Source organism: Neomicrococcus lactis (genome assembly GCF_014200305.1).
In the GTDB taxonomy this organism is placed as follows: Bacteria; Actinomycetota; Actinomycetes; order Actinomycetales; family Micrococcaceae; genus Neomicrococcus; species Neomicrococcus lactis.
This window is the reverse complement of the sequence record NZ_JACHBL010000001.1, coordinates 1,026,358-1,039,585: the sequence shown is the minus strand read 5'-3', so window position 1 is coordinate 1,039,585 and position 13,228 is coordinate 1,026,358. Positions and strand designations below refer to the sequence as shown.

Here is a 13,228-nt window from a genome sequence, read left to right as displayed (position 1 = left end):
AGGGGGAGTAATCAGCCCCAGAAGAGGAGTAAGTACATGGCATTGACTGCTTCAGTCAAGGACGAACTGTCCCGGCTGGAAGTCACCAAATCTTCGGTGCGTAAGGCCGAGATATCGACTCTTCTCCGATTTGCTGGTGGTTTGCACATCATTTCCGGTCGAGTTGTTATTGAGGCCGAGGTAGATCTCGCCGCAACGGCTCGACGTCTTCGTCAGGCTATTGGCGAGATGTACGGGCACACCGCAGATATTGTTGTCGTCACCGGAAGCGGCTTGCGCCGCGGCAGCCGTTACGTCATTCGCGTAGTGCGCGACGGCGAGGCTTTGGCCCGACAGACCGGACTTCTCGATGCTCGCGGACGTCCTGTTCGTGGCTTGCCGCCGGCAATTGTCAACGGCTCTGTTGCAGACGCCGAGGCTGCTTGGCGTGGTGCCTTCCTTGCACACGGTTCTTTGACGGAACCAGGCCGGTCTTCTGCCCTTGAAATCACGTGCCCTGGCGCGGAAGCTGCGTTGGCATTGGTGGGATCCGCTCGCCGATTGGGCATTACTGCGAAGGCTCGCGAAGTGCGCGGCGTTGACCGCGTGGTTATCCGTGACGGCGATGCTATCGCTGAACTTTTGACCCGCATGGGTGCCCACGAAACGTTGTTGACGTGGGAAGAACGCCGCATGCGCAAGGAGGTTCGCGCTACCGCTAACCGTCTTGCCAATTTCGACGACGCCAACTTGCGTCGTTCGGCCCAGGCTGCGGTTGCGGCCGGTGCTCGCGTCGAGCGCGCTTTGGAGATCCTGAGCGACGACGTTCCAGACCACCTCAAATATGCGGGCGAATTGCGCGTTCAGCACAAGCAAGCCAGCCTGGACGAATTGGGTCGCTTGGCGGATCCTCCGATGACCAAAGACGCTATTGCTGGCCGTATTCGCAGGCTCTTGGCTATGGCAGATAAGCGCGCAGCTGAATTGGGAATACCGGGCACCGAAGATAGCGTTCCCTTAGATGTAATGGACGGCTAAGGCGCCGCCCATTGTTGGACTGTACGGTGAACTGAGTCTTCGCTAGAGACGTTGCGCAAAGTACGTTGCGATGCAGTGGAGAAGTGAGTTCACTTGTCAGTAAGGTAAGAAAAGAGCCCCGCACTGGCGAGGCAGTACAGGAGAAAAGAATGGCTACGTATTCACTTCCAGAACTTCCTTACGACTACGCTGCGCTCGAGCCAAACATCTCGGCACGCATCATGGAACTTCACCACTCCAAGCACCACGCAACCTACGTTGCTGGCGCCAACAAGGCACTTGAGCAGCTCGCAGAAGCTCGCGAGAAGGATGACTTCGCGAACATCGCCAAGCTCTCCAAGGATCTTGCATTCAACTTGGGTGGACACACCAACCACTCGATCTTCTGGAACAACTTGTCTCCAGAAGGCGGCGACAAGCCAGAAGGCGAGCTCGCAGCAGCGATTGACGATGCTTTTGGTTCGTTCGACGCATTCAAGAACCACTTCACCCAGGCTGCCCTCGGTATCCAGGGTTCCGGCTGGGCACTCTTGGCTTTCGAAGGCCTCGGCGGCAACCTTGTCATCGAGCAGCTCTACGATCAGCAGGGCAACGTCCCAGTAGCAACCACCCCGTTGCTCATGCTGGACATGTGGGAGCACGCTTTCTACCTCGACTACGTCAACGTGAAGGCTGACTACGTCAAGGCATTCTGGAACATCGTGAACTGGGCAGACGTTTCTGCTCGCTTCGAAGCAGCCCGCAACGGTGCATCGCAGCTGATCGTCCCAGTTAAGTAATTTTTGTGACGCTGGTCATATCCTGCGTCATTCGTTAGCGTAGGATGTACATAGGCGTCGAGGCCCTGACTCTGAGAGTTTTCTCAGGGCAGGGCCTTTCTTATTGATTGCCATCCTCAACTCTTCAAGGAGAGATATTAGTGACCACCCGTATCGCCATCAATGGTTTCGGCCGCATCGGTCGAAACGTACTTCGAGTACTTGAGAAGTACGCGCCGGAATTGGAACTTGTCGCCATCAACGACCTCACCGACATCGATGACATTGCCATGCTCGTAAAGTACGACACCATCTTGGGTGCCTACGGCAAGAGCATCGCTGTTGAAGGGGACACCTTGGTTCTCGACGGCAAGTCGATCAAGGTTTCCGCAGAAAAAGATCCCGCAAACTTGCCATGGGCCGAGTTGGCTGTCGAGATCGTGCTGGAATGCACGGGACACTTCAACAAGGGCGCCGATGCGCAGAAGCACATTGACGCTGGCGCCAAGAAGGTCGTTCTGTCCGCTCCCGGTAAGGACGTTGACGGAACGTTCGTCATGGGCGTGAACGATGACAAGTACGACGGCGCCACGCAGCACATCATTTCCAACGCATCGTGCACCACCAACTGCTTGGCCCCAATGGTCAAGGTGCTTCACGAGAACTTTGGAATCGTGGGCGGCATTATGACCACCATCCACGCTTACACGGGCGACCAGAACCTGCACGACAACGCGCACAACAAGGACCAGCGCCGCGCTCGTGCAGCCGCTCAGAACATGATCCCTACCTCGACCGGTGCTGCGAAGGCCATCGGCGAAGTCATCCCAGAGCTCAAGGGCAAGCTGGACGGCTTCGCGATGCGCGTTCCTGTCATCACGGGTTCGGCAACGGACCTCACGGTTGAGCTGACGCGTCACGCTGAAGTTGAAGAGGTCAACGCCGCGTTCAAGAAGGCATCTGAAGAAGGACCGCTCAAGGGTTACTTGAAGTACAGCGAAGATCCGATTGTTTCCTCTGACATCGTCACGGATCCATCTTCTTTGATCTTCGATGCTCCGTTGACCAAGTCCATTGGTCAGACGGTCAAGGTTATTGCCTGGTATGACAACGAGTGGGGCTACTCTTGCCGTCTCGTAGACCTCACGAAGCTCGTGGCAGAAAAGCTGAACTCAGCCGCTTAAGCCGCGCTTCATCGTCGTACTAAAAAAATCCCGCTTCACACCCCGCGAATCCCCGGTCATTGACCGGGGATTTCGTATAGATTGAAGGTATGACTGCACAGACACTTGACGCCCTGCTGTCCGAAAACGTTTCCGGACGCGCTGTCCTTGTCCGTTCCGACCTCAACGTCCCGTTGGATGGTTCCACCATTACGGATGACGGCCGAGTTCGCGCTTCCTTGCCGGTGATCCAGAAGCTCGCGGAAGCTGGCGTAAAGGTCATCGTGATGGCTCATTTGGGCCGTCCGAAGGGTGAAGCCGATCCTAAGTACTCCCTGAAGCCCGCAGCTGATCGTTTGCGTGAACTTTCCGGACTCAACGTTGTTCTTGCTGATGATGTCACGGGCGAGTCGGCTCAGAAGCTGGCTGCCGAACTGGCTGATGGTGACGTTTTGATCTTGGAAAACGTTCGCTTCGATGCTCGCGAGACCAGTAAGGATGCTGGCGACCGTGCCGCACTTGCCGAGGAAATGAAGGCCCTCACGGGTGAAAACGGCGCTTACGTCGATGACGCTTTCGGCGCCGTCCACCGCAAGCACGCGTCCGTCTTTGATATCGCTGCTCTTTTGCCTTCATACCAGGGCGACCTCGTGGCCACCGAAGTTCAGGTTCTGAAGAAGCTCACCGAAAACACCGAGCACCCATTCGTGGTGGTCTTGGGAGGTTCCAAGGTCTCTGACAAGCTCGCTGTGATCGACAACCTGATTGGCAAGGCTGACAAGCTGCTGGTCGGCGGCGGTATGGCGTTCACGTTCTTGAAGGCTCAGGGACACGCTGTGGGATCTTCCTTGTTGGAAGAGGACCAGTTGCAGACGGTTCAGGGTTACTTGGACCGTGCAGCTTCTGAGGGCACCGAGATTGTATTGCCAACGGACATCGTCATGGCTTCGAAGTTCGGCGCCGACGCCGAGTCTGAGGTTCGTGCTTCGGATGACCTCGAAGGCGGAACGTTCGGCGCTTCCGGCCTTGGCTTGGACGTTGGACCGGACACCACCGCAGCATTCGCTCAGGAAATCACGAACGCCAAGACGGTGTTCTGGAACGGTCCTATGGGCGTCTTCGAAATAGAGGCATTCGCTGGCGGAACCCGCGGCGTGGCCCAGGCACTAGCCGACTCCGCCGCATTCAGCGTGGTGGGTGGCGGCGACTCCGCTGCAGCCGTCCGTGCTTTGGGATTCGACGAGTCCAACTTCGGCCACATCTCCACGGGTGGCGGCGCGTCCCTAGAATACCTTGAAGGAAAGGAATTGCCTGGCCTGACGGCTCTTGAAGGCAACTAATTCATGGCAATTATTCGAAACAAAGAATTCGTACGTCGCCCGCTTATCGCTGGCAACTGGAAGATGAACATGGACCATGTCCAGGGCATCACCTTGTTGCAGAAGCTGGAGTGGACGCTCGATGATGCCAAGCATGATTTCAAGCGTGTTGAGGTAGCGGTCTTCCCACCGTTTACCGATCTGCGCGGCGTGCAGACGCTCGTCGCTGGCGATGATCTGGATGTTGTGTACGGCGCCCAAGATCTCTCGCCGTTCGATGAAGGCGCCTACACCGGCGACATCAGCGGACAGTTCTTGTCCCGCTTGGGCTGCTCCTACGTCTTGGTGGGTCACAGCGAACGCCGCTCGATCCATGGTGAATCCAACGAGGTAGTCGCCTCGAAGCTTGCGGCTGCTTTGAAGCACTCGTTGACGCCTATTCTGTGCGTCGGCGAGGGTCTCGAAGTGCGCCAGTCGGGTGAACACGTGGCTTTCACGGTGCAACAGCTCCGTGAGTCCCTCGAAGGCTACCCGGCGTCCGCAGCCGAAAAACTCGTGGTGGCTTATGAGCCGGTATGGGCTATTGGAACCGGTGAAGTAGCGGGTCCAGAAGACGCTCAAGAAATGGCTAGTGCACTGCGTGCCGAGCTCGTGGAACTCTTCGGAGAAGCCGCTGGTGAAAGCGTGCGCGTGTTGTACGGCGGATCCGTGAAGGCGGCTAACGCCGCAGCGCTCATGCAGGAGAAGGACGTTGACGGCCTGCTCGTTGGTGGCGCCAGCTTGGACGCAGGCGAGTTTGCTAACATTGTCAGGTTCGAGAAACACTTCGGAAGCGCATAGCGCGTTAGCTGGTCTCGACACGCGAGTTTTCATCGTTTGAGTCAGGCTCAAGCGGAGTTTCAAGCATGCTGGCTTTCGCCGCGTGCACTGTGAAAGGTAATTGTGGACGTACTAACGGTGGTTCTCCAAGTAGTCCTTGGCATTACGAGCATTTTGCTGACGCTTCTCATCCTCCTGCATAAGGGTCGCGGTGGCGGTATGTCAGACATGTTCGGTGGCGGCATGACGTCCTCACTCGGATCCTCGGGTGTGGCGGAGCGCAACCTCAATCGCATTACCGTGTTCCTCGGCATCCTCTGGGGCGCCGTGATCATTGCCCTCGGCCTGATTCTTCGATTCAACATCGAGAGCTAGAGGCAACGACTTCTCAACAAAGAGGAGGCTCGTTCTTGTCACCGCTACGGTGCAAGAACAAGCCTCCTCTTTTGTAATCCGCTGTTCTGAACTACTTTTGTGAGCTGTTGTGAGCGAGCCGCAATTACCGCTGGCTTGGGCGAACGGCTCGGAGGTTCGTGCGAGGCAGCCCATCGCGGAGAACCTCAGCAAGAACCTCATCAGGATCGAGACGTCGGAGCTCTTCAGCCAAGCATTCTGAAAGGCTGCGCTGGGGGAGCGACAAGCGCTGCATCTGACGGCCCGGCTGGTACAGCTCGGCGACTTCGCCGGTGGGGCGAGCCAAGACGATGTCTCCATCGAGTCCGGTCAAACGCACGCTCTGCACTCCGGTGCCGTAGGGAGCGGATGCAAGCGTGACAGGGATGTCCATCTTGAGCGTGAGCCAAGCAGCCAACAAGACGTTGGACGGCGAATCAACGGCCCCAGTAACAGTAGCCCCGGTGATCCTGCCGGCGTCTTCTTGATCCATAACGGCAGCCAGCTGAGCACGCCACAGCGTGAGTCGCGTCCACGTGAGATCCGTATCGCCTGCCACGTGGCACTGGCCAATGCGGAAGAGCGCTTCACGGGGGTTCGCTTCCGACGCGGCATCGGTAATGCGACGCTGAGCAATCTTGCCCAAAGGCGTGAGATGAACGTTGGATGGGGCCTCGTCTGGCCACCACACCACAATGGGATCGTCCGGCAAGAGCAGGCCGGCGACGAGGGATTCGTCAGCCACGGCGAGTTCGCCGAAGGTGTGCAGGATGACAACCTCAGATGCACCTGCGTCACCGCCTACACGGATCTGACCGTCAAGACGCGTCTCGGCGGTGGGGGAACCTTCAACGATGACCACCACGCGGCACGGATGCTCGCGGCTTGCGAAGTTTGCGGCCGCCACGGCCTTCTCCACAGACTCGGGCTTGGTGACCACAATGAGGGTCAACACGCGGGTGAGAGCAACGACGCCGCCGCGGTCTCGAAGATTGACGAGCTCCTTGGCTACGGTGCCGGTGGTGGTGTTGGGCAAATCAACAATCATGGACGACGCCACGTCCTTCCATCTTGAGCCAAAAGTTCATCGGCGGAGGAGGGTCCCCAACTTCCGGGAGCGTATTGCTCGGGCTGCTCGTCCAGTGAGGCCCAGTATTGCTCGAATGGATCCAAGATCTTCCAAGACAGCTCAACTTCCTCGTGCCGAGGGAAGAGCGGCGGCTCGCCGAGCAGCACGTCCAAGATGAGGCGCTCGTACGCTTCAGGGCTGGACTCAGTGAAGGAGTGGCCGTACCCGAAGTCCATCGTCACATCGCGGACTTCCATCTGGGTTCCAGGAACCTTGGACGCGAAGCGGATGGTGGCGCCTTCATCAGGCTGAATACGGATCACAATCGCGTTCTGGCCGAAGTCGCTCATGACGGAGTCCAAGAACAACAGGTTCGGCGCCTTCTTGAGCACCACTGCAATCTCCGTGACGCGACGGCCCAAGCGCTTGCCGGCGCGCAAATAGAACGGCACGCCTTCCCAGCGACGCGTGTTGATGTCCACGCGGATGGCTGCGAAGGTCTCAGTCTGGGAATCTGGATTGAATCCCTCTTCCTCCAAGAAGCCCTTGACCTTGGTGCCGCCTTGCCAGCCGCCGGCGTATTGACCGCGGGCAGAATGCTTGGACAGGTCTTCCGGCAAGCTGACGGCCGCGAGCACTTTTTCTTTCTCGGAGCGCAAGTGATTGGCATCGAAAGAAATGGGCTCTTCCATGGCCGTCAAGGCAAGGAGTTGCAGCAAGTGGTTCTGGATGACGTCGCGAGCCGCGCCTACGCCGTCGTAGTAGCCCGCACGTCCGCCAATGCCGATGTCCTCCGCCATGGTGATTTGGACGTGATCCACGTGGTGGGAATTCCACAGCGGCTCGAACAGCCGGTTCGCAAAGCGCAGCGCCAAGAGGTTCTGCACGGTTTCTTTGCCGAGGTAGTGGTCAATGCGGAACACCGAATCAGGCGGGAAGACGGACTCCACGATCTCGTTCAGCGCACGCGCCGACTGGAGGTCATGTCCGAATGGCTTCTCGATGACCACACGGCGCCAGCCGCTTTCGCCCTCGTCCGGAATCTCGTCGCTCTTGGCGAGATCGTCACGCGAGGCAAGGCCGTGTTCGGAGAGTTTTCCGCAGACCTTGTCGAAGGAGTTTGGTGGGATGGACAGGTAATAGACGTGGTTTCCGCGCGTGCCTCGGGACTGCTTGAGCTCGTCGAGGACCTCTGACAATTGTTCGAAGGCGGCGTCGTCGTCGAATCCGCCGGACACGAAACGGAAGCCTGCGGAAAGCTGGCGCCAGACGGTTTCGTTGAACGGGGTACGCGCGCTCTTGGTGACCCACTCGCGGACTTGCGCGACGAAGTCTTCATTCGTCCAGTCGCGGCGGCCGAAGCCGACCACCGAGAATCCTGGAGGCAATAGTCCGCGATGTGCGAGGTCGTAGACGGCGGGCAGCAATTTCTTGCGCGCGAGGTCACCGGTTACGCCGAAAAATACGAGGGCACTGGGGCCGGCAATGCGGCTCAGGCGACGGTCACGCGTGTCTCTGAGCGGATTGTCGGTAATGGAGGAGCTCGTTCCGAGAGGGGAGCGGTTGAAGCTCGAAGGCATCTAATACGGCTTTCACTGTGAGGGGGAGGCGGGTCCGCCCCATGAGTTTAGGCCTGACGCGACGCCGAAGCGTACGCGTCAGGCCCTCAATAGATATTGATTACGACGACGCCTGCTCACCGCGCGCTGCCTGCGCTGCGGAAATAGCGGCGATCAGTTGTGCGACGGCGCCCGTGCGATCCTTCAAGTGAAGGCGAAGTACCGGCTGACCGAGCTCGGCCAAAACCGAAGCATCGCCCGTGGCTTGAGCGTTGATGAGCGTGCTGAACGTGAACGGAAGTCCTGGAATTTCCATGTCTGCGTCGCTATCAGCGGTGATCTGCAAGAACACGCCAACTGCCGGTCCACCCTTGTGGAACTGACCGGTGGAGTGCAAGAACCGTGGTCCCCAGCCAAAAGTGACCGGGCGGCGCGAGATGCGAGCGAGCTCAGGGCGGATCTTCTCGAGATCCGTCATGTGGAGTCGATCGGCGTAGGCCTGAACCGCGAGGTACCCACTCATGGACAGTTCTCCAAGGAGCGCGTTGACGGCATCCGTCACCGTGGCAGCGCCTTCTGGGAGCAGTCCCTTGGTCGCGCGAACTTCGATGCCGCCGTCGGTAAACAGTGGCTGCTCAGGTCCAGGCTGCGCATCGAGGAGACCCCGCGTGGCGATCTTTGCGGACTCAACGTCTGGCTGATCGAACGGGTTGATGTCCAAGAGGTAGCCAGCGATGACCGTGGCGTACTCCCAGAGCACCAGCTGCGCGCCGAGGCTGCCGGATACTTCGACTGCAGCCGCGGCTTCGTTGGCGGCTTCGTGATCATCGACGTTCGCTACCAGACGGATTTCAAGGAAATCGGCCTGTGGCTGAAGCGACTCTGGATCGGTGGCGTTGACAACGACCGGCAACAGACCGGTGCCTTCCTTGCCGGTGGATTCCGCTATGAGCTGTTCGGCCCAGTCGGCGAATCCTACGATTCCTGATCCTTCGTCGACGAAGATGAGCTTGTCGCGCAGCGGACGGGTGCCGCCGAGAGCGGCGCCGAGCTGCAGCGCTACGTTGCTTTCGCTGTCTTCTCCGAAGGACGACGACGCCTGTTCGGCTTCGTTGAGCAAGGTATCGAGATCGACTCCGGCCAGTCCCGAAGGAACGAGACCGAACGCCGTCAGCGCAGAGTAACGTCCGCCAACAGTGGGGTCAGCAACGAAAACGCGAAAGCCCGCTTCGCGAGCGGATGCCTCGAGCGGCGAACCTGGGTCCGTCACCACGATGATGCGCTCGGCAGGATCGATGCCGGCGTCCTTGAAGTTCTTTTCGAAGACGCGGCGCTGTGAATCGGTTTCTACCGTGGAGCCGGACTTTGACGAGACCACGAGGGCGGTCTTCTCAAGGTCCTGGCTCAGCACGGAAGACACCATGTCAGGGTCAGTTGAATCGAGCACATGGAGCGTGACGCCAGCGGTCTTGGTAATGACCTCGGGAGCCAAGGAGGAACCGCCCATGCCAGCAAGCACAATGCGGTCCACGCCCTGAGCAGCGAGCTCGTCACGCGTTTGAGCGATCAATGGAACCAAAGCGCGGGATGCCTCGAAGAGATCAACCCAGCCCAAGCGAATGGATGCTTCGGACTCAGCCTCGGGACCCCACAGCGTGGCGTCCTTTGCGGCAATCTTGCTGGCAACCTGATCGGCCACCATATGGGAAACATTGTTCTCGACAGCTACTTGTGCGGCACCGGATGCTTTGAAACCGAGTGATGCCATGACAGGTCCCTTCATTTGACCAACCATCTGATTCGAACTGACTAGTAATGAGCTAGCTCGTGATGGCCTAGGTCAAGAAGACCTAGGCCAGAGCCGGGATTAGTTGGAGCGTGCGGCGTCGAGCGACTGCTGGAGGCCGTCCAAAAGCTCTTCCCACGAAGCATCGAACTTCTCAAGGCCTTCGGCCTCAAGAAGCGACACGACGTCGTCGTAATTGATGCCAACGCGAGCCACCGAGTCCAAGACATCGTTCGACTCTTCGTAAGAACCGGCAACCGCGTCAGATCCGTCTCCACCGTGGTCGGCGACAGCCATGAGCGTCTTGTGAGGCATGGTGTTGACCGTGCCCGCAGCAACGAGGGAATCTACGTAGAGCGTGTCTGAGTACGAAGGATCCTTGACGCCAGTGGATGCCCAGAGCGGACGCTGTGGGTTTGCGCCCTGTGTGGCGAGAGTCTTCCAACGCTCGGTCTCGAGGGACTGCTCGAATACCTGGAACGCGAGACGCGCGTTAGCAACGCCAGCCTTGCCCAAGAGAGCCTTTGCCTCATCCGTGCCGATCTCGTTGAGTCGCTTGTCGATCTCGGTGTCCACGCGGGAAACGAAGAAGGATGCCACGGAGTGGATCTTGGACAGATCATGGCCGGCCTCGCGAGCCTGCTCGAGGCCCAGCATGTAGGCGTTGATGACGGCGCGGTAGCGCTCGAGGTCGAAGATCAAGGTCACGTTGACGCTGATGCCAGCGGCCGTGGTTGCCGTGATGGCTTCGAGGCCCTCAACCGTTGCCGGAATCTTGATGAGGACGTTTTCCTTGGCAACCTTCGCGTAGAGCTTCTGTGCCTCGTCGATGGTCTCTTGCGTCTTGCGAGCCAAGCGAGGATCGACCTCGATGGACACGCGGCCATCCACGCCCTTCGTGGAGGCGTAGATGCCGGAGAAGAGATCGCAGGCGTTGGCGACGTCGCGAGTGGTGATTTCCACGACGGCTTCATCGAGGGACAGACCGGTGGAAGCGAGTTCTGCAACCTGCTCCGCGTAATCATGGCCGTTCTTCAGCGCGTTCGCGAAGATCGTGGGGTTGGTGGTCACGCCAGTGACGTTGTAATCGTCAACGAGCTTCTGCAAAGAGCCATCGTTGAGTTGTCCGCGAGAAAGATCGTCGATCCAGATGGAAACGCCAGCGTCTGACAGTGCCTGAGTGTTCTTGTTGCTCATGTTTTCTCCTTGACTCGACTTACTTCGAGGTGTTGCTGGCGGCGATGGATTCCTTGGCAGCTGCGACGACGGCGTCTGCGGTGATTCCGAATTCGCGGTACAGCGTTTCATAATCAGCGGATGCACCGTAGTGCTCGAGGGCTACAGCGCGTCCCGTTGAACCCAAGAACTCACGCCATGGCATGGAAATTCCCGCTTCAACAGATACACGTGCCGTGATCTCTGCCGGCAGAACCTCGTTGCGGTATGCCTCGTCCTGCTTGTGGAACCACTCCACGGTTGGCATGGAGACAACGCGAGCAGCGATGCCTTCCTGTGCCAGCTTTTCGCGTGCTTCCACAGCGAGCTGAACTTCAGAACCGGTGCCGATGAGGATGACGTCTGGAGTGACGGTCTGGCCATCGCGCTGAGCGTCGATCAAGATGTATCCGCCGCGAGTTACGAGATCGGCGCTAGCAAAGCCGCCTTCTTCGGAACGGTCGAACGTCGGAACGTTCTGACGCGTCAAGACGATGCCCGCAGGGTTTTCCGTGTTCTCCAGGATGGTCTTCCAAGCGACAGCAACTTCGTTGGCATCAGCTGGGCGAACCACGTCGAGGTTCGGGATGGCGCGCAAGCTTGCAAGCTGTTCGACTGGCTGGTGGGTTGGACCGTCTTCGCCCAAACCAATGGAGTCGTGCGTCCACACGTAGATGCTCGGAATGCCCATGAGAGCAGACAAGCGGATGGCTGGGCGCTGGTAATCCGAGAAGATCAAGAAGGTGCCGGAGAAGGCACGCGTCTTGGAGCCCAGCGTGATGCCGTTGACGATGGCAGCGGCAGCGTGCTCGCGGATACCGAAGTGCAACACACGGCCGTACGGATCGCCGGACCATGTGCTGGTGCTGTGCGAGGTAGGAACGAAGGACTTTGCAGATTCGATCGTGGTGTTGTTGGAACCAGCGAGGTCCGCGGATCCGCCCCACAACTCAGGAAGTTCTTCGGCAATTGCGTTGATGACCTTGCCGGATGCCGAGCGCGTGGCAACAGCCTTGCCAGCTTCGAAGACCGGAAGGGACTTGTCCCAACCTTCGGGAAGTGTCCGGGATTCGACGCGCTCGAGGAGAGCTGCGGCGTCGTTATTCGCCGTCTTCCAAGCGGAGAAATCATGTTCCCACGCTTCGCGGGCAGCCTTGGAACGCTCCACGACCTCGCGAGCGTGAGCCAAAACGTTGTCCTCGATAGCGAAGTGCTGCTCGGGATCGAAGTTCAAAAGCTCCTTGAGCGCCTTGACCTCATCCGTGCCCAACTTGGAGCCGTGGATGCCGCCGGTGTTCTGCTTGTTCGGAGCAGGGTAACCAATGACAGTGCGCAGGGAGATGATGGACGGCTTATCCGTCTCGGCCTTTGCGGCTCGGATAGCGGCATCGAGCTCGGCAACGTCTTCGACGTACTTGCCAGTCTTGGTCCAATCAACAGTCTGGACGTGCCAGCCGTAGGACTCGTAGCGCTTGAGGACGTCCTCGCTGAACGCGATGTCCGTGTCATCTTCAATGGAGATGTGGTTGGAGTCGTAAATGACCACCATGTTGCCAAGCTGCTGGTGGCCAGCAAGCGAGGATGCTTCGCTCGTGACGCCTTCTTGAAGGTCGCCATCGGAAGCAATGACATAGACCGTGTGGTCGAACGGGCTGGTGCCCTGAGCAGCGTTTGGATCAAACATGCCGCGGTAGCGACGCTGGGCGTACGCAAAGCCGACAGCTGAAGCCAAGCCCTGGCCCAAAGGACCGGTGGTGATTTCAACGCCCTTGGTGTGCTTGTACTCAGGGTGACCTGGAGTCAGAGCGCCCCACGTGCGGAGAGCCTCAATGTCCTTCATTTCCAAGCCGTAGCCGGACAAGAACAACTGCAAGTACAAGGTCAACGAGGTGTGACCGGGGGAGAGGATGAAGCGGTCCCGGCCAATCCATTCAGGATCGGTAGGGTCCTGACGCAAGTGGCGCTGGAACAAGAGATAGGCAACGGGAGCGAGGCTCATGGCGGTACCCGGGTGTCCGGATCCGACCTTCTCAACGGCATCAGCGGCGAGGACGCGAATGGTGTCTACTGCGCGCTCGTCGAGTTCCGTCCATTCGAATGGGGTTTCGCTGGCGGGTTGCTGCACTGAGG

At 58.9% G+C, this 13,228-nt stretch carries 11 protein-coding genes; 6 read left to right on the top strand and 5 right to left on the bottom strand.

Features of this window, described 5'->3' with window-relative positions; all coding sequences use genetic code 11:
• The first annotated feature begins 36 nt into the window (after positions 1-36).
• From whiA to secG, 6 genes are all read left to right on the top strand, one after another.
• A complete protein-coding gene (gene whiA / locus BKA12_RS04760; RefSeq protein WP_183641081.1) occupies positions 37-1,017 on the top strand; it encodes a DNA-binding protein WhiA in 981 nt (326 codons plus the stop codon).
• A gap of 149 nt (positions 1,018-1,166) precedes the next feature.
• The gene (locus BKA12_RS04755) at positions 1,167-1,796 is read left to right on the top strand and encodes a superoxide dismutase (protein ID WP_183641079.1); all 630 of its coding nucleotides are present in this window, start codon (positions 1,167-1,169) and stop codon (positions 1,794-1,796) included.
• 140 nt (positions 1,797-1,936) lie between these two features.
• Positions 1,937-2,959, top strand: a complete 1,023-nt coding sequence (gap, locus tag BKA12_RS04750; protein ID WP_183641077.1) for a type I glyceraldehyde-3-phosphate dehydrogenase — start codon at positions 1,937-1,939, stop codon at positions 2,957-2,959.
• Between the two features lie 89 nt (positions 2,960-3,048).
• Complete coding sequence (locus BKA12_RS04745; RefSeq protein ID WP_183641075.1) at positions 3,049-4,278, top strand: phosphoglycerate kinase; 1,230 nt, start codon at positions 3,049-3,051, stop codon at positions 4,276-4,278.
• Positions 4,279-4,281: 3 nt separating this feature from the next.
• Positions 4,282-5,097 carry a triose-phosphate isomerase gene (tpiA, locus tag BKA12_RS04740; protein ID WP_183641074.1) on the top strand — a complete coding sequence of 272 codons (816 nt, stop codon included), beginning with the start codon at positions 4,282-4,284 and terminating at the stop codon, positions 5,095-5,097.
• 102 nt (positions 5,098-5,199) lie between these two features.
• A complete protein-coding gene (gene secG, locus BKA12_RS04735) occupies positions 5,200-5,451 on the top strand; it encodes a preprotein translocase subunit SecG (protein WP_183641072.1) in 252 nt (83 codons plus the stop codon).
• 124 nt (positions 5,452-5,575) lie between these two features.
• Here the strand turns inward: secG and BKA12_RS04730 are convergent, their stop codons facing one another.
• The 5 genes from BKA12_RS04730 to tkt all read right to left on the bottom strand — a co-directional run bounded on the left by BKA12_RS04730 (position 5,576) and on the right by tkt (position 13,223).
• Positions 5,576-6,517, bottom strand: coding sequence for a glucose-6-phosphate dehydrogenase assembly protein OpcA (locus BKA12_RS04730; RefSeq protein WP_183641070.1), 942 nt, complete (start codon positions 6,515-6,517; stop codon positions 5,576-5,578).
• Positions 6,514-8,118: a glucose-6-phosphate dehydrogenase gene (gene zwf / locus BKA12_RS04725; RefSeq protein ID WP_183641069.1), complete on the bottom strand. Its 1,605-nt coding sequence runs from the start codon at positions 8,116-8,118 to the stop codon at positions 6,514-6,516. Before zwf ends, BKA12_RS04730 begins: the two co-directional genes overlap by 4 nt.
• A gap of 100 nt (positions 8,119-8,218) precedes the next feature.
• On the bottom strand, positions 8,219-9,865 hold the full coding sequence (locus BKA12_RS04720) for a glucose-6-phosphate isomerase (protein ID WP_183641067.1): 1,647 nt from the start codon (positions 9,863-9,865) through the stop codon (positions 8,219-8,221).
• 99 nt (positions 9,866-9,964) lie between these two features.
• Entirely contained in the window at positions 9,965-11,080 is a 1,116-nt protein-coding gene (gene tal / locus BKA12_RS04715) for a transaldolase (RefSeq protein ID WP_183641065.1), read from the bottom strand.
• Between the two features lie 19 nt (positions 11,081-11,099).
• On the bottom strand, positions 11,100-13,223 hold the full coding sequence (gene tkt, locus BKA12_RS04710) for a transketolase (protein ID WP_183641063.1): 2,124 nt from the start codon (positions 13,221-13,223) through the stop codon (positions 11,100-11,102).
• Positions 13,224-13,228: the final 5 nt, after the last annotated feature.